At 62.7% G+C, this 22,012-nt stretch carries 20 protein-coding genes; 13 read left to right on the top strand and 7 right to left on the bottom strand.

The annotated features are described in order from the left end of the window. Window positions 1-18: 18 nt before the first annotated feature. The 6 genes from P4U43_RS06530 to P4U43_RS06505 form a co-directional block, all read right to left on the bottom strand. A complete protein-coding gene (locus P4U43_RS06530; protein WP_277357999.1) occupies window positions 19-1,617 on the bottom strand; it encodes a hypothetical protein in 1,599 nt (532 codons plus the stop codon). Window positions 1,618-1,975: 358 nt separating this feature from the next. Further along, a complete protein-coding gene (locus P4U43_RS06525) occupies window positions 1,976-2,203 on the bottom strand; it encodes a hypothetical protein (protein WP_277357998.1) in 228 nt (75 codons plus the stop codon). Window positions 2,204-2,337: 134 nt separating this feature from the next. Then, the gene (locus P4U43_RS06520) at window positions 2,338-2,940 is read right to left on the bottom strand and encodes a hypothetical protein (RefSeq protein ID WP_277357997.1); all 603 of its coding nucleotides are present in this window, start codon (window positions 2,938-2,940) and stop codon (window positions 2,338-2,340) included. Next, window positions 2,937-4,040, bottom strand: coding sequence for a transglycosylase SLT domain-containing protein (locus tag P4U43_RS06515; protein ID WP_277357996.1), 1,104 nt, complete (start codon window positions 4,038-4,040; stop codon window positions 2,937-2,939). The genes P4U43_RS06520 and P4U43_RS06515 overlap by 4 nt, the downstream gene beginning before the upstream one ends. Before the next feature lie 36 nt (window positions 4,041-4,076). After that, entirely contained in the window at window positions 4,077-5,489 is a 1,413-nt protein-coding gene (locus P4U43_RS06510; protein WP_277357995.1) for a P-loop NTPase family protein, read from the bottom strand. A 23-nt stretch (window positions 5,490-5,512) separates the two neighbouring features. Then, window positions 5,513-5,779, bottom strand: a complete 267-nt coding sequence (locus tag P4U43_RS06505) for a helix-turn-helix domain-containing protein (RefSeq protein WP_277357994.1) — start codon at window positions 5,777-5,779, stop codon at window positions 5,513-5,515. 196 nt (window positions 5,780-5,975) lie between these two features. Here P4U43_RS06505 and P4U43_RS06500 point away from each other — a divergent pair, with 196 nt between their 5' ends. The 8 genes from P4U43_RS06500 to P4U43_RS06465 all read left to right on the top strand — a co-directional run bounded on the left by P4U43_RS06500 (window position 5,976) and on the right by P4U43_RS06465 (window position 14,805). Further along, complete coding sequence (locus tag P4U43_RS06500; RefSeq protein WP_277357993.1) at window positions 5,976-6,551, top strand: DUF6668 family protein; 576 nt, start codon at window positions 5,976-5,978, stop codon at window positions 6,549-6,551. A 4-nt stretch (window positions 6,552-6,555) separates the two neighbouring features. Continuing rightward, window positions 6,556-6,849: a hypothetical protein gene (locus P4U43_RS06495; protein ID WP_277357992.1), complete on the top strand. Its 294-nt coding sequence runs from the start codon at window positions 6,556-6,558 to the stop codon at window positions 6,847-6,849. Window positions 6,850-6,885: 36 nt separating this feature from the next. Further along, window positions 6,886-7,653 carry a flagellar basal body-associated FliL family protein gene (locus P4U43_RS06490; protein ID WP_277357991.1) on the top strand — a complete coding sequence of 256 codons (768 nt, stop codon included), beginning with the start codon at window positions 6,886-6,888 and terminating at the stop codon, window positions 7,651-7,653. Beyond that, window positions 7,625-9,403: a hypothetical protein gene (locus P4U43_RS06485; RefSeq protein WP_277357990.1), complete on the top strand. Its 1,779-nt coding sequence runs from the start codon at window positions 7,625-7,627 to the stop codon at window positions 9,401-9,403. Before P4U43_RS06490 ends, P4U43_RS06485 begins: the two co-directional genes overlap by 29 nt. Further along, the gene (locus P4U43_RS06480) at window positions 9,384-10,901 is read left to right on the top strand and encodes an SCO6880 family protein (protein ID WP_277357989.1); all 1,518 of its coding nucleotides are present in this window, start codon (window positions 9,384-9,386) and stop codon (window positions 10,899-10,901) included. The genes P4U43_RS06485 and P4U43_RS06480 overlap by 20 nt, the downstream gene beginning before the upstream one ends. A gap of 119 nt (window positions 10,902-11,020) precedes the next feature. Next, complete coding sequence (locus tag P4U43_RS06475) at window positions 11,021-12,607, top strand: ATP/GTP-binding protein (protein WP_277357988.1); 1,587 nt, start codon at window positions 11,021-11,023, stop codon at window positions 12,605-12,607. Next, window positions 12,604-14,397 carry a type IV secretory system conjugative DNA transfer family protein gene (locus tag P4U43_RS06470; protein ID WP_277357987.1) on the top strand — a complete coding sequence of 598 codons (1,794 nt, stop codon included), beginning with the start codon at window positions 12,604-12,606 and terminating at the stop codon, window positions 14,395-14,397. The genes P4U43_RS06475 and P4U43_RS06470 overlap by 4 nt, the downstream gene beginning before the upstream one ends. 3 nt (window positions 14,398-14,400) lie before the next feature. Then, window positions 14,401-14,805: a DUF4913 domain-containing protein gene (locus P4U43_RS06465; protein ID WP_277357986.1), complete on the top strand. Its 405-nt coding sequence runs from the start codon at window positions 14,401-14,403 to the stop codon at window positions 14,803-14,805. 590 nt (window positions 14,806-15,395) lie between these two features. Here the strand turns inward: P4U43_RS06465 and P4U43_RS06460 are convergent. Further along, complete coding sequence (locus P4U43_RS06460; RefSeq protein WP_277357985.1) at window positions 15,396-16,382, bottom strand: sugar-binding transcriptional regulator; 987 nt, start codon at window positions 16,380-16,382, stop codon at window positions 15,396-15,398. Between the two features lie 197 nt (window positions 16,383-16,579). On the opposite strand from P4U43_RS06460, the gene P4U43_RS06455 reads away from it, so the two are divergent. From P4U43_RS06455 to P4U43_RS06435, 5 genes are all read left to right on the top strand, one after another. Continuing rightward, on the top strand, window positions 16,580-17,146 hold the full coding sequence (locus P4U43_RS06455; protein ID WP_277357984.1) for an SIS domain-containing protein: 567 nt from the start codon (window positions 16,580-16,582) through the stop codon (window positions 17,144-17,146). Between the two features lie 94 nt (window positions 17,147-17,240). Further along, a complete protein-coding gene (locus tag P4U43_RS06450; protein ID WP_277357983.1) occupies window positions 17,241-18,260 on the top strand; it encodes an autoinducer 2 ABC transporter substrate-binding protein in 1,020 nt (339 codons plus the stop codon). A 51-nt stretch (window positions 18,261-18,311) separates the two neighbouring features. After that, on the top strand, window positions 18,312-19,880 hold the full coding sequence (locus P4U43_RS06445; RefSeq protein WP_277357982.1) for a sugar ABC transporter ATP-binding protein: 1,569 nt from the start codon (window positions 18,312-18,314) through the stop codon (window positions 19,878-19,880). Between the two features lie 5 nt (window positions 19,881-19,885). Beyond that, on the top strand, window positions 19,886-20,869 hold the full coding sequence (locus P4U43_RS06440; RefSeq protein WP_277357981.1) for an ABC transporter permease: 984 nt from the start codon (window positions 19,886-19,888) through the stop codon (window positions 20,867-20,869). Then, complete coding sequence (locus P4U43_RS06435; protein WP_277357980.1) at window positions 20,866-21,978, top strand: ABC transporter permease; 1,113 nt, start codon at window positions 20,866-20,868, stop codon at window positions 21,976-21,978. Before P4U43_RS06440 ends, P4U43_RS06435 begins: the two co-directional genes overlap by 4 nt. The last annotated feature ends 34 nt before the right edge of the window (window positions 21,979-22,012 follow it).

Below are 22,012 nucleotides of genomic sequence, written 5' to 3'. Positions count from 1 at the left end.
CAGAGTCTGTTATGAGAACTAAGCTGCAGACCATAGCGCAAGTTGCAGCTCTTCCTCGTCGCATGGCGGTAGCCAGTACTCCTCAGACTCAGGGTCATAGAAGTCAGATTCTTCTACCGTCCCGTCGGTGTGTCGGTCTAACCAAGCATGCCATCGCGCTCGTTCCCGGCGATACCTAGTGATTTGTTGTTGGCGTTCGATTGTTGCTCCCAGTCGTTCTGCCAGGGCCGACAAATTGGTCGTAGCGATAATCTCCCACCGGCCGTGGTGTCTGCGAAGCATCTGCAGACTTTCCATCTCCGCTAGAGCAGTCGTGACCGCGTTTCGGGAAAACCCAGTAGTACGCACCAGTTCGGCCGTAGTGGGGGAGTGGCGGCCGCGTTCGATAGCTTCGTACGTGAGTGCAGCTAGATCTCCAAGAACGCGAAATACCGGCCGAACCGCATGAATCTTCCCCTTGCGCCAGGTGAGTTGTCGGGCGAGGGCTTCAAATTCCTGAGGAAGATGAATTAGATAGCTGTCGGCGTTCTTCCCGCGGCCTCGTTCGATGCGGGTGAGAATCCCTGTGGTGGCCTGCTCTAGGGCCGGCAGTAGCCTGGCGATCGTCACGTGATCCTTGCCCAGCGCGACAGCGAATGTTCGACAACCGACATCGAGAACATTGGTCTGGTTAGTGCGCATGTATGCGAGGACTGCTCGGAATAGGAACTTGAGACTAATTCCCAACCGTCCACGCTGAGCGAACCTCTGGTCAAGAACGGCGTACAGGATGTTTTCGAGGTCGTTCACTAGCTGCTGGACAGAGACCGAGGTAGCCCCCGTGGGTTTTGTAGGGCTTGTGTTGTATTTATGAGCATTCTTTTGACGATGTGTTTGGGAGAGTTGTTTTTCCGTGATCCATGAGGTCGCTTTGTGCCATTCGGGGGCGAGCAGGCGGTCTACCTTGGAGCCATAGAGGGCTGTGAGCCCTGGATAGGTCTCATTCATGCCTGCGCGTACTTGCTCTAGCGTCCAGTTGCATGCGGCGAAGTGGTTTAGAACCGCCATGCGGGCTTCGGAGTCAGAGGCGTAGCGCTCAGTGTCGTAGAGACCTGTAAGAGCTACTGAACGCAAGGGCGAGTGCTGCCCGTTTACAGCGGTGTTAGTCGCGAGTGCTGTGCGTGACTTGGGGGGTATAAGGCGTTGCATACGTCGACGTGTGGCCTGAAGTCTGCGAATTTCAGGGGCCAATATCTGGTGCAATGCGCTGATGGCACTGGCCGTGTTTCGCCTCTTTAAGGTGTCGTACGCTTCCGTAAGCGGTGTGAGCAACACCTGGTGCCCACCGTATTTGTGGGCAGAGCCCGGCACACGAATACAGCCGTCGGTGATGTTTTGGTGGGGCCCTGGATCGAGACTTGCGGCGTGGAACATCAGTGCTTCAATAAGTTCTCGAGCTGCATCTGCAGCCATGGGCTCCTGCAACGGCACGTAGATGTGCCTTCCACCGCTGGGGGAGAAGTCTTCGACGTAACGGATACCAGATCTGTTGAAAAGCTCGCCCAGCTTGTCCGCGTCATCATCTACGACGGCTTTGCGCGCTTTCGACGTGTCCAGATCCAGGCACAGCGTGCGCACTGATCCATCGGTGCTGTGTACCAACACGGCTGCGGGAGCCCGGGGCACACTCTTGGTGATGGGCGATGGTGTGCGTGTACGCGGGTATTGGAAGCGGTCGCCAATCCAGCGTCCGGTTCGATATACCGGTTGCCCCGCGATCAGCGGCGCTAGTACCCACGCATGGTTTGGTGGTGTCTCACGGCGTGGCGCATGCGAATCTGGTGAGCCCAAAGGCATCCGGTGTACACTCTCTACTAGGTAACGGAACCCGAAAATGGGTGCTGTAACTGGAGCCCTTCACCGGGAAACTTGCCGGAGACGCGGTGAAGAGCTGAATAACTTGATACGAAGGCCCGCCTACGGCGGGCCTTCTGCTTTAACTGGCCCTAGCGATAGGCAAGGCCTCCTGGTGATTAATCTGGTCGACTTCAACCGTCGAGAGGTGCTGATGGAGCAGTTCCGCGACGTACTCGCTCACGGTGGTTCCTTTGGCTTCAACCACGTCAGCCAGCTTCACGGCGTCGGCGATGGGAAGGCGCGCACCGATGAGATGACGCTCGCCTTTGGTGGGTCGTTGTCGTCTAGTACGTCCTGGAAGTGCCATAACCCCGATTCTTGCGTTAACTGTTACAGCATTCCGGGAGGGCACCAGCGTGTCGCAGCTATTTCCTGCGCCGGTTGAGAACGTCGCAGCGGGTATCCTGCCTTCTCGGAGCCGATATTCTTCCAATACAAGGTTCATTGGCTCATGTCCTGAAACTGGTGCCCTACGACGTACCAACGTTCGTCGTGTTTTTCTAGGTAGATGGTGACGATTCGCTGGCCGGTGGCGGTGAGTTGTTCTCCGTTTCGGCTTTCCCACTGCCAGCGGACGTCGTAGGCGCGGATTGCTTTGTCCTCGGCGATGTCTTTGGAGACGTCGCTCGGTGCCGGAACGATGGAGGGGGAGCTGTATGCCTGGTGTTGGGCCGGTTCGAGCCAGGCACCTTGGGCTGCGTTCCGTTCGGGTTCCACCTGTTGGGCGGCCCAGTCCTCATTCATCAGCGATTTAGCGCGGATGGCCGCTGCCGTTTGGGTGCGGTCGGTCGTGGTGTCCCAGGAGTGGAGCATCAGCGCCGTGACTTCTGCCGTTGAATCGGCGTCCGTGCGGTCTGCGTCTGTCGATTCAATGAAGCTGCCCTCGCCCGGTGTGGGCTCGCCAGTATCCCCATTGGAGGTGGCCGGGGTAGGAATCTCGGGTGACGCTCCGGTGCGGTCCTCGCTGGGGCCGCAGGCGGTGAGGGTGAGGGGCAGGGCTAGGCAGATACGGGCGGCCGATAGGTATGCGCGAGAGTCTCTCACTGGGGCCACGCTCCTTTTTCTTTGAGGATGGGTTCGGGGTCGATGTTGTAGCCCTCATAGGGGAGGACGAGATCGGGAGCGTCGGGAGCGTAGATCTCTAGGTGGAGGTGCGTGGGGACGGATCCGAGGGCGGCTTTGTTGCCCTCGGTCCCGATGACGTCACCTCGTTGGAGCTTGTCGCCTTTGTCGACGGCGTAGTCGTTGAGATGGCAGAAGGCGAATCCGAAGTCCGGGTCGTCGCCGTTCTCTTTGGCGATGACGCATCCGTCTTTGTCGTTGAACCCTGTAATGCGTAGGTCGGTTGGGGCGATGACGGTTCCTCCATCGCCGTGTCCGGCGCCGGGGGTGGCGATGTCCACACCGACGTGGTTCTGTGCCCAGTCGGGAAGCCCTGGTACGTTGCGTTGCCCGTACCCGGACGTGAACTTCCCTCCGGGCAGGGGAGTGGTCCATTCCCCGTCTCCGAGGTCACCGTCCCATGTTCTGGCTCCGGTGGATGCCTTGCATTCCACGGAGAAGCTGCTTTGCGCGGTGTCCAAAATGCTGTTGACGTACTGCTGCGTCTCCTGGAAGGGCGGAATTCCCTCGTATTCGCGTACTGCGCCGGGGCCGGCGTTGTACGCGGCAAGGGTAAGACGCACGAGGAGGTCAGCGTCGTCCCCGGCCAGCGCTTGGACTTCTTTCATCAGGGCGGCCATGTAGCGTCCGTAGGCGGGTATCGCATCGCTTGCTGAGAACGGGTCTCCGCCGTTGCCGTAGCTGGCCCAGGTTGCTGGCATGAATTGCGCTACGCCTTGCGCGCCTGCCGGGCTCTGGGCGTCTTCTTTCCACCCTGACTCTTGGGCCAGCTGCGCGGCGACCACACTGGTGGGAAGGCCAGCCACTTTGGCGGCTTCTTCAACGAGGGGCCCCCACCCGTTGGGCACGGTGGGAACGGAGCCGTTCCCCTCGTCGGCGACAACACAGGATGCGCGCTCCAGCTCCTGTGCTTCCTCGTCCTCGGCGATGCTCGTGGTGAGGAAGACGATCGCCATGACGGCGCCGACAGGCGCGACTAAGAGCGCGACCGCACCGCATCCTAAAGCTTTCCCCGTGGACATGTTCCCTAACCCGTTGAGACGTGTTTGTACTCGGCTTTACAGCTGGTCGGTGAGGTCGGCGGTGGCCGATTCGTACGCGTGCCGGGTGGCTGGGTTGAGGATGTCGTAGTTGAAGGCCATGCCCTCTTGGAGGGAGCGGTCGAATGGGACGACAGCGATCGCGGCGAGGCCGATCGTCTTGCCGTATTCCTTCAGCCATGCCAGGCGTTCAGCGTTGGGCTGGGCCGTGTTGGTGACCACGAGGATCGACCGCGCCAGCTTGTCGCCGTGCCCTTCTGCTTTGACTCCCTCGACGGTTGCCTCGAGGAGCCGGCAGTCGTCGGCCTTGTTCTGCGCGACGAAGACGAGGGAATCTGCGACGTCGACAGCGGCACGCCACGTCGATGCTTGGGCGGAGTTTCCTGTGTCGAGCAGGATCAGGCTGTACAGCGAGAGCAGGACATCATGTGCGGCCTTGACGGAGTTACCGTCGACCCGTCGCCGGTCAGCTCCTTCTGGTGGGGAGGCGAGCACGTGAATCCTGTCATCGCCCTGCGGCCGGACATAGCGAACGAGGTCGCTGGTACGGCGGGTTACCGAGCCCAGGTTTCGGATCAGGTCCAGGGTTGTCCGGTCGTGTGAACCAGCGAGGGCTCGTTCCCCGAGTGTTCCCTGGTTCTCGTTGAACTCACCAGCCAGGATGTTGCCGCCACGGATCCGCCCGTAGGTCGCCGCAAGGTGATAGGCGACCGTTGTCTTTGTGGCCCCGCCCTTGAGCTGGACAACCGCGACTGTGCGGTGTGAATCCAGGGGGCGCTGGATGCGGCTGCGCCGGTCGCGGTTAGCCTGCTCCGCTCCCGTTGGTGCCAGGTGGGTCTTGAACGCCGCGTTCGACCAACCCCGCCATCCCTCCCGGGCAGGGGTCAGCGCTTTCTCGGCCGGAATTTCCGGCCGCAGCCGCATGCGTGGGTCGTCGGATTCGACCTGGACGGCGGCACAAGCCGCAGCTGCGGCTTGTGCTGCCGCCGGAAGTGACGCGAGTTCAGTTTCGGCGGCGGCCAGAGCTGGTTCGTTCCGCGCGGATTCCTCAACAGTGACCTGCTCGGCGAGAGGGATTTCATCGGCGGTAGTCACGTCCACGGCGACGTTTCCTGCACCTGGGGTGTCCGAGTATCCGGATGCCCCCGATTGGGCCGCGTGCGGCGTCCCGCGCCGGGATGGGCGCTTAACCCGCACGGAGGAGTCTTCCACCACTGAACCGTCAACGTCGACGATCAGGAAGGACTCCGGGTTGGTGGGGGAGGAGGGGTCGATGGCTGTCACTTTGAGGGGCCGGCCAAGATCCTTGGCCGTATCGGCAAGATAGGTGATCGCTTCAGGCATGGAATCGCACTGCCGTTCGACTCCATCGATCACAACCATGACGGTGTCATCGTCACCGATCGTCGCTGTGCATACTGGCCTACTCAAAGCTTCCGCCATCGCCTTTTCCCCTAAACGTCGTCTGGTGGAGTTCCTTCGATCGCCGCCGGAGCGCCGGATCGTGGAATGTTGTAGTGGCTGTTGAGGTGCTCTTTGACATCGTCACGCAGGATCAACCATGAACCGCCCAGCTTGATAGCCGGGACCCGACCCTCACGCAGCCACCGATACGTCACCTGCTTATCGGAGAGCCCGAGAAGGTCAGTGAGCTGCTCAATACTCAACCGTGGCGGCAGAGCATCAAAGAGGTCGTCCAGTGCCTTAGACACTATGACCACCCCAACCTCCATGGTCAGGACCATACACTATATGACTGAAAAGCAAGTTAACGTAAAGTAAAGTAAACATTTAGTAGGAATCCGCCTCAGATCGTGTCTACTATGGTCAAGGTCGAGTCTATGGTCGTTATGGGGGCAAAAGTAGATGGTCAATCGCTGGAGCGATTACGTCACGCGGGAGCCTGCTATCGCTCCGATGGTCACAGAAACCGAGATCCGCGACGCTGTAGAGGTTCTGAGAGGTGTCGCCGGCCCGCAACAGGGCCTTCTCGGCCTGGCAGCTGGTGAGGGTATGGCCAGATTCCTCACGGATGATTCGGATGTGTTCTGGCTCGGCGCACACGGCGGAGCCGGTGAGAACACTCTGGCCGATTTACTTGGGGGAGTGCCGTGTCACCATCGCTGGCCCTCTCGCTCCGCCGCTAACCCATCCGTCCAGCCTGCCCATGTTTTCCTGGTGGCCCGCCAGAACCACCGTGGCCTGAAAGCCGCCCAGCTTGCTGCGCGTGATTGGGCTGCAGGCTCGCACCCGACCATCACGTTGCATGGACTTGTGGTGATTGCGGACGCCCCGGGCAGAACGCCGAAGGCACTGCACAACCAAACACGCATCACAGCCGGCGGTGTCCCACAGACATGGGTTCTGCCCTGGATAGAAGAGCTTCGCCTCGCAGGAACAGTTGACCCCGAGTCACTGGCCCGCGAGCCAAGAAACGTCCTCACCAAACTCCGTGAGGTCATCAACACCACCATCAGAGCTAAAGGGGACTAGACCTATGGAACTGCTTCTTATGACCCAGGACGTCATCATCAACGCAGGCACCCTGCCCGACTCCGACCCGCTGGCACCTCCGGGCATCGGTGAAGCCTGGAACCGCATGGTCGGCGTTGGAAAGTGGATCGCGCTGGGCGTCTGCGTCCTTGGACTGCTGGTTGTGGGCGGAAAGATGGCCTTCGACGCACGCCGTGGTGAAACCACGGAGGAAATCTCCAGCGTCATCAAGATCGTCCTCGCGGTATCGATGGTCACCGGCGGAGCGTCACTCATTACCTTCATTTCCGGCGCCTGATCAACCGACAAACCAGTCTCACCTACAGGAGAAGCCATGGCGGAAACAGCAGAAGAAACCGACAATGCTTGGTGGACCAAACCCACCTTCATCATCTCCGCAATAGCCGTCGTCCTATTGATCGGCACAGGCATCATCCTCTTCACCTTCCTCGGCAATAACGAAGAAACAGACGCTGCACCGCCGGCACAACCACAAACGTCCGCACCCACGGCGACAGCAGCGGAGTCAGTGACTGGCGGTTCCATATGCGGACTGAACGCCACCGGGGGAACAACCATGACCACTGCACCCGAGAACGTGGAGTGGGAGTTCCTCGGCGGTATCGCAGCCCCAAAGTCCGCCGAACACGGACCCGGTCTCGTCGACGAACAAACGGGCGTCCGCTCGTGCTACTCCCACACGCCAGAAGGAGCTCTTTTAGCGGTGACCGGCATGCTCGCTGCAAGTGGGGACACCGAATTGCTGATGGAAACTACCCGAGCTCTAGTGCTTGAGGGGCCCGGCAAACAGCGGACCATAGATTCCCTCGAGGACCGTCTTAAGAGCGGAAATACGTCCTCAGTTCCAATCGAAGTGGCCGGTTTTCGGTTGTTGTCTTACAGTCCCGAACGGGCAACTGTTGAAGTCGTCCTCGCCGCAGATAGCAGCGAAGGAAAGATCTATCAAACGACTGCCTCCGACGTCGTTTGGAGTGACGGAGACTGGCACTTCAACCTAGACACCGATGGGTCGGGCGGCCCGATCGACGGGCAGATTACCGATCTTTCCGGATATGTCCCTTGGGGCCCAGTCAGTGGCTGAAGAAGAGTGCCAGTGGTATGACGCCGCTTGCAAACTGCGAAACGGTGTCCAGGATGCTGTTGCCGGCGGAGCCAGTGATGCGCTGGAAGCTATCGCAGATGCGGTGACCGCCGCGCTCATCAGCACAATCGCCGAGCTTGGCACACTATGGACGACAATCGATGCTCCGGATCTGACAACAGCGGCCACGGGTTCCGCTGAGGCTCCCGCTGGAGGTGCCTTCAACGATCAGGTTGGAACTCTCCTCGGGTACATGACGTGGATCGGTATGGGAATCAGTGCGATCTCCATCATCCTTCTGGCGATCACCTTGGTAACCAACGCCCGCCGCGGCGATGGTTCAGACCTCGTTAACAAGGCAACACTTCTCTTCGGAGCGACCGCCCTCATCGGTGGAGCAACTTCGCTCGCGGGATTCATCGTTCCGCAACGCGCAGCGTCTTCCGCCCCGGCCGTTGGTTTCATCCAGGACCAGACCTTTTATCTGACCCTCGCGTTGGCCGCGCTGAGCATGGTTGTTGCTGGTGTGCGGATCGTGTGGACGCAGCGCGGTGAACCGGCCCAGGAGCTTTTGAAGGGGCTGCTGACGCTGGCAATCGTGACCGCTTCCGGGGTCGCGTTACTGAACGTTCTACTCAAGGCGACGGACGCTCTGGCAAAGCAGATTATCGACGCCGGCATCGGCGAGAACTTCCAATCCGATGTCCAGATCCTGCTGGGAATCGCCCCGGGCGCGGGGGAGGCCGCCGTGTTTCTAGGCGGTAACCAGATGCTCATCATCATCGGCGGGATCATCGCGGTGTGCATCAACATCGCACAAATCATGCTGATGGTGCTTCGGACCGCGATGCTGTTCCTGATCGCCGGGGTTCTTCCGCTGTCGGCGGCTTTCATGAATACGGAAACAGGGAAGACCTGGTTCAGCAAGATCGTTGCGTGGACCCTGGCCTTCGCCTTCTACAAGCCCGCAGCTGCGCTCATTTATGCAACCGGCATCACTTTGACGACTTCCGGGCTTTTCTCCGGACAAGGGCTCTTGCAGTTCTCCGCTGGTCTGATCCTGATCATCGCGTCCGTCGTCGCGCTTCCGGTGCTCATTGGATTCCTTAGCCCTGCACTGGGAGCGATGTCGTCCTCGGGCGGCGGCGGTAATGCGATGGGGATGGCCGCGCTTGGTGCAGCGATCCCGCAGGGTGCGTCGCGGCTGGCACGCAGCCGTCAGGGTTTCGGGAGTACCCCAACTCCGCAACAAGGACCATCCTCACAGGGGGGACCACCCTCGCCGGGTGGACCGTCCTCTGGTGGGGCCGAAGGGGCTTCGTCGTCCGGTTCCGCGGGGTCAGGCGCGGGAGCTGGTGGCGCAGCTAAAGCGGTTCCGGCTGCTGGAGCTGCCGTAGCTGCCGCTGAGGTAGCGAAGAAAGGCGGCGAGGCCGTTGCTGGGGCTGTGCAGGAGGAGGCCCGGCAAGGCTCTTCCGGTGGGGCTCAAGGCGGTTCGGGGAACCCAGCAACATCGTCTCCGGCGGCTGCCGGAGAGTCAGGGGCCGAGTGGTCCGGGGCAGGGTCCGCACCGGGCGGTGGAGGCGGTACCAGCCCGCCTGGCGTGAGGGCTGCTGGTGGTGCCGCGGGTATCGCTGGGGCTGCTTTGCAGCAGGGTGCTGCGCAGGTTCAGAAGCAGGCACAGCAGATGAAGAAGGAAATTTCGAGCACCACCGGAAACGAGGATGGCCCTAATGGCGCAAACCGAAGCTGACACTGTCGACGTTCGCCCTCGCGTCTATGGCAACTACCGGGTGCCGACCAGCAAGGGCCTGGCCGGCCTGTCGACTGCTGGCACTATCGTCCTGGTCCTCGGCGTGATCGGCGGGGTCATTTTGATGATGCTCAACCTGTGGGCGGCTGCCCTCCTGTTCGAAGCCGTCATCGCTGTGGTTCTCCTGCTGTCAATGCAGAAGAACAAGCATGGCCGGACGATGGTTGAGCGTATATTCCGCCGGTTTGGGTGGATGAACGCCCAGTACACCGGAGCCAACGTTTATCGTGCCGGCCCTGTGAGCCGAGTGCCGAGTGGGACGACCACGCTGCCGGGTATCTCGGCGCGATCGACCATCAGCGAGCACACCGACGCGTACGGGCGGCCGTTCGCTCTCATGCACCTCCCGCAACGGAGCCACTACACGGTGGTTCTGGGGTCCGAACCGGACGGTGGCGGCATGGTGGATCAGGAGCAGATCAACCGGTGGGTGGACCGGTGGTCGCACTGGTTGGGCATACTCACCGACGAACCTGGCCTGACCGCAGCCTCGGTGACGATTGAAACAGCACCGGATTCCGGCTTCCGCCTCGCCCGCAAGGTCGAAAGCCGTATTGATCCGAACGCACCCGAATTCGCCCGGGCCGTCATCCAGGAGACCGTCGCCGCGCTGCCTACCGGCGCCACGGTGACCCGGGCTTACATCGCGGTGACCTTCCGCGCCGCGCTGCGGTCCGGTGGTCGCATCCGGAAGGCCGACGAGGTCGCAAACGACCTGGCGGCACGCCTGCCCAATATCACCGCGAGTCTCAGCAATACTGGAGCCGGCGTCGCAACGCCGCTAACGGCACAGGAACTCTGCGAAGTCATCCGGGTGGCCTATGACCCTGCCGAGGCGGTCCTGTTCGATAGGGCTCACGCTGAAGGTAAAGCACCGCTGTTGAACTGGAGCGAGGTCGGCCCGCAGGCGGCCGATACGTTCTGGGACAGCTACCACCACAACAATGCGTGGTCGAAGTCGTGGGCAATGTCCGTGCCGCCCCGTTCCACGGTTCAGGCGAATGTTTTGCAGGCCTTGGTTGCGCCGAGCCCTGAAGTCGTTCGCAAGCGCGTCACCATGCTGTACCGGCCGATTGATGCCGCCCGTGCAGCCCAACTGGTGGAAAACGACGTCAACACGGCCACCTTCAACGCTTCCTCACGCAACCGCGCCACGTCACGCGATACCCGTGAGACCAGGGCCGCCCGCGCCACAGCCGAAGAGGAAGCCGATGGAGCGGGCCTGCTCAACTTCGCGATGATAGTCACCGCGACCGTCCGCGCGAAGCAGGACCTACCCGAAGCTGAAGCCGCCATCGAAAACCTCGGTGCATCTGCCCGCATCCGTCTCGAGGAAGCCTATGGCGCACAGGATTCGACCTTCGCAGCCGGCCTGCCGCTAGGCATCGTCATTCCAGATCACCTGGCACTACCCAAGACCGTAAGGGACGCACTCTGATGAGCGTTGATAAAGCAGCAGCACCCCCGCAGGCAAGGTCAACCGATCCACGAGAACCTGCCAAGAGTGCAGGGAAGAAACATGCCCGGTCCACATCATCAGCTGGGAAGCTGCCGGGTTTGAGGGGCTTCAAAGGCAGGGGACTGGGCGAAGCGCAACTGCTGCATCCTGTGCGGGAGATGCGCGGAACGAACTACCAGTTGTGTGGTCTCTACCCGTTCCCGATGGGCGGCGGCGCACCCCTTGAAGGTGTACCGCTCGGCCGGAACCTCCTGTCCAACGAACCGGTCTGCTGCGACCCCATCTCGTGGTTCAAGAACGTCAGGCTGATTTCGAATCCTTCCGCGTTCGTCATGGCCAACCCCGGACTGGGTAAGTCCTCCCTCCTGCGGCGCATGGCTATCGGTCTGTGTGCGTTCGGCGTGAATCCACTGATCCTGGGCGACATCAAGGGTGAGCATGTGGGCATGATCGAGGAGCTTGGCGGTTCCCCCTTGCCGTTGGGGCGCGGGGTCGGCCACATCAATCCGCTCGATGATGCAGGTGCCTTGGCGGCGACCGAGCGTCTGTCGCCGGCTAAGCGTGAGGAGCTGCTTACCGAGCTGCACGCCCGTCGGCGTGGAACCATCGCCGCGCTGATCGCGATCCTCCGCAAGACACCGCTCGATGAGCGTGAGGGCGCGATCCTTGACCGGTGCCTCCTCGTCCTTGAATCCCGGCACAATGCCGCCGGAACCATCCCGGTCATGTCCGACCTCCGCCAGGTCCTCAAAGACCGGCATGTCGAGGTGCGGGAGGTGGCCCTGGACCGGGGCAACGACGAACGCTACGACTCCATCACCGAAGGGCTCGAGTCCTCCCTGAACAGCCTCTGCGGGGCGGGCGCGTTCGGTGACATGTTTTCGCGGCCCTCAACGCACCGGATCGATGCCACCAAACCGATGGTGTTCGACCTGTCCAGGATCTCCCAGACGGAAACCGATCTGCGGGCGGCAACCCTCATGGCCTGTTGGGCGGCCGGCATCGGAACCGTCACCACCTCGAACATGCTCGCCGACGACGGGGTGATCGAACGCCAACGGTTCCTCATCATCCTTGACGAGCTGTGGAACACCCTCGCGGCCGGGCCCGGCATCGTCGACCAGGTCAACGCCCTCACCCGGCTGAACCGTGAGTGGGGGGTCGGTCAGATCATGGCCTCCCACACCCCATCTGACCTCCAGGCGGTCAAGGATGAAGCTGACCGGCATAAGGCCAAAGGCATCATGGACCGCTGCGGCATCAAAATCCTTGGAGGGCTCGCCCGCTCGGAAATGCCCTTGCTGACCCAGTCCGTAGAGCTCAGCGTCCGCGAGCAGGAGCAGCTGGCGACTTGGCAGGACCCGCCGGCGTGGAACCGTTCCAAGGACGAAAAGACGCATTACAGCAACGACGACGTCTTCCAGCGCACAGATGACGCAACCTTCACGGATGAGGAGCTGACCGCGTGGCTGCAGGACGCCGACAATGCCGCCTGGTACTACGACGACCGCACGACGGAGCCGCCGCCCGGCCAGGGAAAGTTCTTCATCAAGGTCGGCTCCCGCGCCGGAATCCCGTTCAGAATGGAATTCACCCCAAGTGAGCGACTGTCCCGTGTGCACGACACCGAAAAGAAGTGGCACGAAGCCAAACGCACCGCCGCCCAGGAGCGAGGCGAACTGTGAGCTCACTGGACCGCAAACACAAGGGTGGATCCGCTGGAGAAACAGCACTTCTGGCCCTGCTGGTCACCGCCCTCATCGGAGTCCCCGCCGCGTTGTATGGTCTCAACACGTTCGGTCACCAGCTGGCGCCTCGCCCTGAGGGGCTTCCCGCTGACTTTTGGGCACGAGCCCTCGGAACTTTCACCGGTGACCTGCCGTGGCGCAGCACGGAAATCTACCTCCTGACCGCAGCAGGCGTCCTCCTGCTTGCACTCTTCGCACTCTTCCTCGCCCGCAGCATCAGCAAAGGCAACAAGGCCGTCAAGCACGACCGTGCTGCGGCGCGCATGGCCTCGCTGAGAGACGTCGGGCCGTTCACGGAGAAGCAGGTCCGCGCCAAAGCAGCCCGCTTCGGCGTCAACACTCCTGGCGTGATGATCGGGCGCATGGTCCGCGGTGGAAATACGCTCTACGCATCCTGGGAGGACACCCTCCTGCACATTTGGGGCACCCGTACCGGCAAGACCACCACCCAGGCCGCGCCATCGATCATCGAAGCCCCGGGTCCGGTGATCGCGACCTCGAACAAGCGGGACCTCTCAGACCTCACCCGCGACATCCGCGCCGAAGAGGGAGAAGTTTGGGTCTTCGACCCACAAGGGGTCGCCACGGAGGAACCCACCTGGTGGTGGAACCCACTGACCTACGTCACCGACAGCGAACGCGCCGCTGAAATGGCCAACAACTTCGCGCTCGGCTCACGGGCCGTCGGAGCGAAAGGAGGCGATGCCTACTTCGACACCGCCGGCAAAGACCTCCTTGCCGGTCTGCTGCTCGCCGCCGCCGTCGGCAAACAACCCATCGAACGAGTACACACTTGGCTTTCCCGTCCAACGAATGACGAAGCCGTCCGTCTCTTGGACGAAGCCGGATGGATCAAGGAAGCCGACTCCGTCGGTGGTGTCATCGCAACACCTGACAAACAGCGCGAAGGCGTTTACGGCACCGCCCGGCAGATGGCGTCCTGCCTAAAGAACGAGAAGATCGCTGCCTGGGTGAACCCAACCGGGCCAGGGGACCGCAGACCCCAATTCGTCCCGGAAGACTTCGTGCGGGGGAAAAACACGCTCTACGCGTTGTCCAAGGAAGGCGCTGGGACCGCCGGGCCCCTCGTTACGTCCTTGACGGTAGCCACCGCAACTGCTGCCGAAGAATACGCCGTCACCCAGCGCGGCGGCCGACTCGCTGTCCCCATGGTCTGCGTCCTGGACGAGGCGGCGAACGTCTGCCGGTGGGGGAACCTGCCCGACCTGTATAGCCACTACGGCTCTCGTGGAATCGTCGTCTCAACCTTCCTGCAGTCCTGGTCTCAGGGCGTCGATGTGTGGGGCGAATCCGGCATGAAGAAACTGTTCTCCACAGCGAACGTCTTCACCTACGGTGGCAACGTGAAGGAAGAACAGTTCCTGAAGATGCTCTCGGACCTCATCGGCCAATACCGGTACACGGCCGTGTCCACCTCCCGCCAAAAGGGTGGCAGCTCCACCAACCGGCAGGACTCCACCGACGACATCCTCTCGGTGGCCGACCTTGCCGCTCTCCCCAAGGGCAGAGCGGTGATGCTCGGCTCCGGTGCCAGGGCTGTCCTGCTCCGCACAGTACCCATCAGCGACCGCCCCTACGCTGACAAGGTCGCTGCATCAGAGGCCGCCCACAACAGTCCACGCCCCATCCCAGCGGGCCTCACCGGCGCTCCGATCTCAGCTGCAGCCGGTGTCGGCAACCGGTGGTCCACGATGGTGAAGGAGTAGCCGTTGGACATCGATATCGCCGATGAGGCGAACAACGATGTGACGGACGAGGAACCACGGCTGTACTACGCGAATGTCGAACAGTTCGTTACTCAGATGCTCGCCCAGCAATACCGCAGGCCGGTCGACCTCGCAGGTCGGGGCAACACGTTCACCTGGTGCAGCAGATGGTGGCTCCATGCCGAAGCCGTCAGCCGGCTCACCGCGCTATGGCGGGCTTGGGAGGCATCCCGACTGGACCCGACCACCGGCATGATCGTGTGGTGGCGAGACCACGCCGACGCCACCATGCGCGTACTCTTCGCCCAGGACGGGCCCTTCGCCGGCTGCACACCCCGCGAACACAAACCCACAGGCATCCCGCTACCCCTTACCCCACCGCCAGCAGGACTCTTCGAGCTGGATTGACTGGGCCTAGGTTGCGGGGCGTCCACCTGTGGGCGGGTGGAGCTCGAAGGACAGAGCTCAAAGCCGTCCACCTGTGGGTGAGCCGCCTTCAGACGTAGACGGGGCTTTGTCGCGTAACGCTCGAGCACGGGGTCGGATCTCCTCGGTTGCGACGACGTTTTTGACGTGGTGCAGACCTTCGCCGTGGGGTTTCAAGAAAGTCCCAGAATATGTTCGGGCCGTGACGGGTTGGATGATCTCAAATTCGACAGCGCCGATTCAGGAACGGCGCAGATGTATTCAAAGTGCTCGGTTACACGCTCACCTCCGATTTCAAAGTCGTGAAGGTTCGAAGGATCTAAGTGACGCACTTGCCAGCCAGTTACCCCTTCTAATCGCGACCACTCATCCATTGCGTGATGGGCGTCACGTACCACGTGGGGCGACTTGTTTTGAATTGAGTCATGAGGACGGTCCCTTCCAACCAGCGTGCATATTCAGGGCCATGTCTGTGCCACGCCAGTTGAAAGGGTGCGGTTGCGGCCTTCGATGGAGTCGTGCTGTTCCCGGGGGTGATGTGGTGTCGAACGGACAGGTGGCGCATAGGCCACTCAGGCAGAGAATATAGCTCCGTCTGGCGCGGATCGTGTAGAGCAGGAGCGCTCCAAGACCGCTTCAGCGAGCGCGCGATCGGTGACGATCTCTGTGACGAGACCGGATTTGGCGACCGCTGCAGCGGCGCGTGCCTTCCGTGCTCCGCCACCGACTAGGACGATGCGCGCCGTCTCTCGCAGCTGCTTCTCGGTGATCGCGATACATCGGTCGGTGAAATCGTGCGCGACGACCGAACCGTCGTCGGCGATAAGCAGAGCACCCACCTCGGCGACGACACCTTGGTCCTCAAGGATGCTGCGAATCGGCGTCGGGATCGTCTCTCGCAGCTGTGAATCCGGTGGCGCCCACGATCCGAGCGCGAGGACAGCAGCGTCGAGGTGGTCCATAAGGGCGAGCACGTTCGCCACGTCGCTTTGTGCGCGTAGAGAGGCCGCTGTGCGGGCATCGTCCACAACCATTGGGGTGAAGATCGTGCGTGCTGATCCACCCGAGTTCTGCGCCACCATTCTGACCATCTCGACGGGGGAATCGGCCAGTTCGGCGCCAACGGTGCCGGTCAGCTGGACAACGGCGATGCGGGGGAGTGTCGGTAAGGCGGCCGCCATGGCCCGAATGGTTCGGCCCCAGCTCACGCCAAGGGCGTCGCCATCTTTCAGCGTCGTCTGTAGGTGCTCCGCTGCGGCCAGACCGATCTGACGTCGAACAGCGTCGGGGGAACCATGGGACTCCACGACGGTCGCGTGCCGTAGCCCGAGCTGCTGTGCGAGCCGGGCAGAGAGGTCGGGGATGACGGCGCCGCCGTCATCGAGCTCGATCGTGACAACGCCCAGTTCTCGCGCGAGCTCGAGAAGGCGAGCGACCTTGAACCGATTGAGCCCCAGCTCCTTGGCGATCTCCACCTTGCTCGCGTCTTCGAGGAAGAAGCGTCGAGCCACAGCGACCAGGAGCGATCGGTCGACCGTCTCCCCCAAGGGTGCACTCATAGGAACCTCCGTTACCTGATTAAGCCCAGATTACTCCGACGGGATGTTTGCACTTTCCGAACTCATGTGCCTAATCTACATCATGTGAGCAGGAAGTAACGCTCATATGAGAAGACTGGCTCGGATCGCAAAGCGATACGGTTCCGTCCCGCGGGGCACCTGTATCGGCAATGAGGCCTCAGAAAGGACCCAACTTGATGACCACCACACCAGCGCGTGACATCGCGACAGCAGCGATCGCCGAGGTCGGAAGCATGCTCGACGAGGTCCCCGAGGGCAGGTACGACAGCTTCTTGGACGAGATCGTCACCGCGAAGACGATCGTGCTGCACGGTGTTGGCCGCGAGGGCTTGATGATCAAGGCACTTGCGATGCGGCTGATGCATCTGGGGTTCGATGCCCACGTGTTGGGCGACATGACGGCGCCGCCCGTGCGCTCCGGGGACCTCCTGATCGTCAGCGCGGGTCCGGGGCATTTCGGGACCATCCAGGCTCTTCAGGAAATCGCAAAGCACGCCGGCGCCCGCAATCTCCTCGTGACCGCGAATCCTGACGGCGCCAGTGCCGCCCTCGCCGACGTCGTCATCACCCTTCCCGGTCCGACGATGTCGGAGGACCTCCAGGTCCCCGTCAGCGCTCTGCTGATGGGCAGTGTCTTCGAGGTGATCCAGCTGTTCTTCTACGACGTAGCGATCAAGCGTCTCAGCGACCGCCTCGAGCAGCCGCTCGAAGACGCGCGCCTGCGCCACACGAACCTCGAGTAAGCGCCCGCTTTCTCGTTTCCCATCCGGGGGGCGCACCTGCCCCACGCGTCGCGCTGCCCTGCAACGCGCCGTAAAACCGAAAGGACAACACCCCATGTCTAGCTCCAGTGCAAGGGCGCTCTGCAGTATCGCGCTCATCTCGGCTCTCGCCTTGACCGGATGTGCCACTAACGGCGGATCCGGCGGCTCGACCTCCGGCGCCGACGGCGGACTGACCGTCGCCGTGGTCCCGAAGATCCAGGGCGTTCCGTTTGCCGACGCGATCAAGCGCGGCGCCGACGACGCCGCGGAAGAGTTCGGCTTCACCTCGAACTTTGTTGGCCCCACCGCCGCCGACCCGTCCGCACAGGCTGACGTGGTCCGCTCGCTGATGCAGCAGGGCGCCAACGCGATCGTCGTCGCTCCGAACGACCCCGACTCCATGGGCCCAGTGCTCAAGGAAGCGCAGGACCGCGGCATCGCCGTGGGAACGGTCGACACCGACGCGCCCGACTCGGTGCGGTCCGTGTTCGTCAACCAGGCGTCCTCGGCCGCGATCGGGCAGGCTCTGGCCGACCAGGTCCTCACGCCGATGGGCGGGTCCGGTGAGTTCGCGATCGTGTCCTGTGGTCAGACCGCGTCAAACCTTAACTCGTGGATCGAAGAACTGAAGAAGTACACCGCGGAGAAGTACCCGGACGCGAAGATCGTCGATACCGTGTACGCCGACGAGGACGAGGCCAACGCCGTCTCGATGGCGAAGGACCTTATCAATGCTCACCCGAACCTGACCGGTCTGGTCGGGATGTGCACCCCGACCGCTCCGGGTGTTGCCCGCGCGGTCGAGGAGACCGGAAACATCGGCAAGATCTTCACCACCGGTGTCGGCACCCCCAACTCGATGGCTCCGTACCTCGAAGACGGCTCCTCGAGCGCCTCCGTGCTCTGGGACGTGGAGAACCTCGGCTACCTCGCAGGATGGGCCGGCTACACGCTCGCCAGCGGCGACGAGATCGCGGCCGAGAACGAGGTCGGACGCATCGGCAAGGTCACGTACGACTCCTCTACCGGCGAGCTGCTCCTGGGCGACCCGCTGATCCTCACCACCGCCAACGTCGGCGATTACGACTACTGATGATCTGACGGTGGCGGCCTCCGGGCCGCTACCGTCTCGAAGGATGCACTCATGACAAGTACGGCAGCATCGGTGCCCGAGCTCCCGCTCGATACGTTGCTCCAGGCGGGCGGGATCACGAAGGCTTATGGCGGTGTTCGCGCTCTGCGCGGCGTCGACTTCGACGTCCGCCTTGGCGAAGTCCATGCCCTTGTGGGAGAGAACGGAGCGGGCAAGTCCACGCTCATCAAGATGCTCTCCGGCGTCGAACGCCCGGATACCGGCAGCGTCACCGTCCGCGGTGAGGCCGTCGCCCCCGGCAGCCCGAGTGCATCTCTCGCCGCAGGAATCTCTACCGTCTATCAAGAGCCCCACCTGTTTGCAGAACTGACCGTCGCTGAGAACCTGTTCCTCGGTCGGGAACTGCGTGGGCGTGGCGGTCCGGTGCGATGGGCCGAACAATTCGCGACCGCAGCAGAGCTGCTCGAACAGATCGGCCTGGACCCTGTACTGGCGTCCCGCCAGGTCGGCGACCTGAGCGTCGGCGAGCAGCAGCTCATCTCGATCGCGAAGGCCTTCGCCACCAAGGTCCGCGTGCTCATCTTGGATGAGCCCTCCGCGATCCTCGCGGACCACGACATTGACACCCTCTTCGGCGTCGTGCGGCGCATGCGTGATGCCGGAGTCGGTGTCATCTACATCTCGCACAGGCTGGACGAGCTCGCCCAGATCGCCGATCGGGTCACCGTCATGCGCGACGGTGAAGTCGTCACCAGCGCACCGATGTCCGAACTCTCCACGCGCGCCATCGCCGAACTGATGATCGGCGGTGAATTGGACGTCGTCGAGGTCGGCGAACGCACCGTCTCCACCGACATTGGGGTCGAAGTGCGCTCTCTCTCCGCAGGCAAAGCATTGCGCTGCGCGAACCTCACGGTCGCTCAGGGAGAGATTGTCGGAGTCTACGGCCTCATCGGATCGGGCACGGGAGAACTCGCCCGCGCCCTCAACGGCGTCCTTCCCGCCAAGGCCGGTCAGATCCTGATCCGTGCCAAGCCTCTGACCATCTCGAACCCTCGCGACTCCGCTCGCGCAGGGATCGCCATGCTCCCCGGAAACCGCAAAGTCCAAGGCGTCTTTCTCGACAAGTCGCTCACCTTCAACCTTTCCGTCTCCCACTTGCCGTTCTTCTCCCGGCTTGGCTTCGTTCTGGATCAGCTTCGCGAGCGTCGCAGCATGCTCGACTCGATGCGCAAGCTTCGGGTGAAGGCACCCTACCCGGAGACCCCGATCGGTTCCCTCTCCGGAGGAAACCAGCAGAAGGTCGTCCTCGCCCGCCAACTCGTCGAAAAACCCAGCGTCCTCGTCCTCGAGGAGCCCAGCCAGGGTGTCGACGTCGGGGCGAAGGGCGAGATCCACCGCCTCGTCTTCGACCTCGCCCGCGACGGTGCCGCCGTCCTGGTTATCTCCACCGATCTCGATGAGATCCGCACCCTGTCCGACCGGGTCCTGATCATGCGTCAAGGCGCCGTCGCCGCAGAGTTCCAGCGAGGGATCGCCGCGTCCCGCATCCTCGCCGCCGCCTCCGGCGATGAACCCGAAGCGACGACCGAGACCACACAGAAAGTCGAACGCGTATGACCGCCGTGGCCACTCCCGCAACCCGCCGCCGTCGAACCCTGCCCCTACTGCAGGGTCAGGAGATCGTGCTGATCGCCGTGCTCGTCCTGCTCTGGGCGGCCTTGTCGGTATCGACTGACACCTTCCTCACCCCCAACAACATCGGCGCGATCCTCTACCAGGTCGCCCCCATCGCCATCATCGGCGTCGGAATGACTGCTGTCATGGTCACCGCCGGCATCGACGTGTCCGTCGGAAGCCAGATCGCCGTCGTGATGGTCGTAGTCGCGAAGATGCTTCGCGACTTCGAAGTCGCCCTCCCCGTCGCCGTCATCGTTGCGGTGCTCGTCGGATCGATCCTAGGTGCCGTCAACGCGCTCCTGATCACCGTCGCGAAGATCCATCCCATCATCGTCACCTTCGGTACCCTCAACATCTTCCGGTGGGTCGCCCTGCAGATCTTCGGCGACCAGCAGGTCGACGGCGTGCCGGGAACGCTCACCGTCTTTGGCGGCTCCAACCAGGCCATGACGCTCGGCATCCCGAACGCGTTCCTGATCACCGTGCTGCTGATCGCGACCGGCTGGGTCTACATGCGCTCCTACGCTGGCGGCCGTCACCTCTACGCCATCGGAGGTGACGCGCAGGCCGCGCGCCTCGCCGGAGTGAAAGTCAGCCGCGCCACCGCCGGTGTCTACGTGCTCACTGGTGCCTGCGTCGGACTGGCCGGCGTGATCATGATCGGCTCCGGAGGACTCGTCCAGCAGAACATTGGCTCCGGCCTGGAACTCCAAGTCATCGCCGCCGCCGTCATCGGCGGAACTTCCGTCCTCGGCGGACGAGGCACCGTGCTGGGCACGCTGCTCGGTGCGCTCCTTGTCGGCAGCGTCGGCAGCGCTGTCACCCACCTGGGCTGGCCCAGCGAAGTCACGAACCTGTTCGTGGGCGCCTGCATCGTCATCGCCGTCGGCGTGGACCTCGCACGTCAGAAAAGAAGGGCACGCTCGTGAGCGTCACAACCGAAACCCGTCCGGACCAAGCAGGCCGCGTACCCGCCAGTGAACAGGTCGGCGCGATCCTCCGCGACCGCACCACCCTCCTCGTCGTCCTCACCGTCGTGATGATCGTCGTCTTCTCCTCACTCGGCGCGAACGGCTATCTCCTGGGCCCGTTCAACGTGTCCTACCTGCTCAGCTCGCTGATCTCCCTGGTACCCGTCGCTCTTCTCGCCCTCGCGCAGACCTTCGTCATCCTGTCCGGCCGCTCCGGTATCGACCTCTCCGTCGGCGGCATGGTCTCCCTCGGCGGCATGGTCTTCGCCAGTCTCGTGGGCCCCATGGGCTGGGACGTGCTTCCAGCTGCCGCCGTCACCATCGTCGCCGGAGGCATCTTCGGAGCTCTCAACGGATGGCTCGTAGGCTACGTCGGCTTCCCCCCGCTCATCGCCACCCTCGCTACCTCTTACATCTTCGGTTCCCTCGCCCTGCTGCTCAACGACGGGTCCCCGATTTCCGGGCCCCGGGTCGCAGCGACGAACTCCATCACGTCCAACATCCCGCTCGGGACCGGCTTGTTCCTCCCGACCCACGTCCTGACCATCCTGCTGCCAGCGATCGTGATCACCTGGTTCGCGCTGTCGCGTACCTCTTGGGGGCGCTCTCTCTACGCCGTAGGAACGAATGACGTCGCGGCCACCTACGCGACCCTGCCCGTCAAACGCATCCGCGCATCCGCTTACGTCGCCTCCGGACTGCTCTGTGGCGTCACCGCGATCGTGAACGTGGCCCAGTTTGCATCCGCCCGCCCCGACGCCGGTAGCGCAGGCAACGGCCTAGCCCTGCCTGCGATCACCATCGCCGTTCTCGGCGGCGTCGCGATCCACGGTGGCCGCGGCCGCATCAGCGGAACGGTCATCGCGGCCCTGCTCATCACCTGGCTGAACGCGGCGCTGTTGATTTCCTTCACCGGATCGTCCGGCCCGCGCGCACAACTGCTCGCTCTCGGTTTGCTCCTGGTCGGAGCGGTGTTTTTGAACACGGTGCAGCTACCCAAGTCCCGCCGACGTCGCTGGTTCGGACTGGCGCCCAACAACCGCAACGACCCCGGCAAATCTGCGTGATCCGCCCTAAAGCAACATCACACAGAGCAGCGCA

The sequence above is a fragment of the Arthrobacter vasquezii genome (assembly GCF_029455255.1).
GTDB classification, from domain to species: Bacteria; Actinomycetota; Actinomycetes; order Actinomycetales; family Micrococcaceae; genus Arthrobacter_D; species Arthrobacter_D parietis.
Note: the sequence above shows the minus strand (reverse complement) of the source record. Positions and strands in the feature narration are given on the sequence as shown.

What these genes read in the sequence shown, in the direction of transcription:
- P4U43_RS06525 (WP_277357998.1), bottom strand. Translation starts at nt 2,203, where the DNA reads ATGGCACTTCCAGGACGTACTAGACGACAACGACCCACCAAAGGCGAG.
- P4U43_RS06515 (WP_277357996.1), bottom strand. Translation starts at nt 4,040, where the DNA reads ATGTCCACGGGGAAAGCTTTAGGATGCGGTGCGGTCGCGCTCTTAGTC.
- P4U43_RS06500 (WP_277357993.1), top strand. Translation starts at nt 5,976, where the DNA reads ATGGTCACAGAAACCGAGATCCGCGACGCTGTAGAGGTTCTGAGAGGT.
- P4U43_RS06495 (WP_277357992.1), top strand. Translation starts at nt 6,556, where the DNA reads ATGGAACTGCTTCTTATGACCCAGGACGTCATCATCAACGCAGGCACC.
- P4U43_RS06490 (WP_277357991.1), top strand. Translation starts at nt 6,886, where the DNA reads ATGGCGGAAACAGCAGAAGAAACCGACAATGCTTGGTGGACCAAACCC.
- P4U43_RS06485 (WP_277357990.1), top strand. Translation starts at nt 7,625, where the DNA reads ATGTCCCTTGGGGCCCAGTCAGTGGCTGAAGAAGAGTGCCAGTGGTAT.
- P4U43_RS06480 (WP_277357989.1), top strand. Translation starts at nt 9,384, where the DNA reads ATGGCGCAAACCGAAGCTGACACTGTCGACGTTCGCCCTCGCGTCTAT.
- P4U43_RS06460 (WP_277357985.1), bottom strand. Translation starts at nt 16,382, where the DNA reads ATGAGTGCACCCTTGGGGGAGACGGTCGACCGATCGCTCCTGGTCGCT.
- P4U43_RS06455 (WP_277357984.1), top strand. Translation starts at nt 16,580, where the DNA reads ATGACCACCACACCAGCGCGTGACATCGCGACAGCAGCGATCGCCGAG.
- P4U43_RS06450 (WP_277357983.1), top strand. Translation starts at nt 17,241, where the DNA reads ATGTCTAGCTCCAGTGCAAGGGCGCTCTGCAGTATCGCGCTCATCTCG.
- P4U43_RS06445 (WP_277357982.1), top strand. Translation starts at nt 18,312, where the DNA reads ATGACAAGTACGGCAGCATCGGTGCCCGAGCTCCCGCTCGATACGTTG.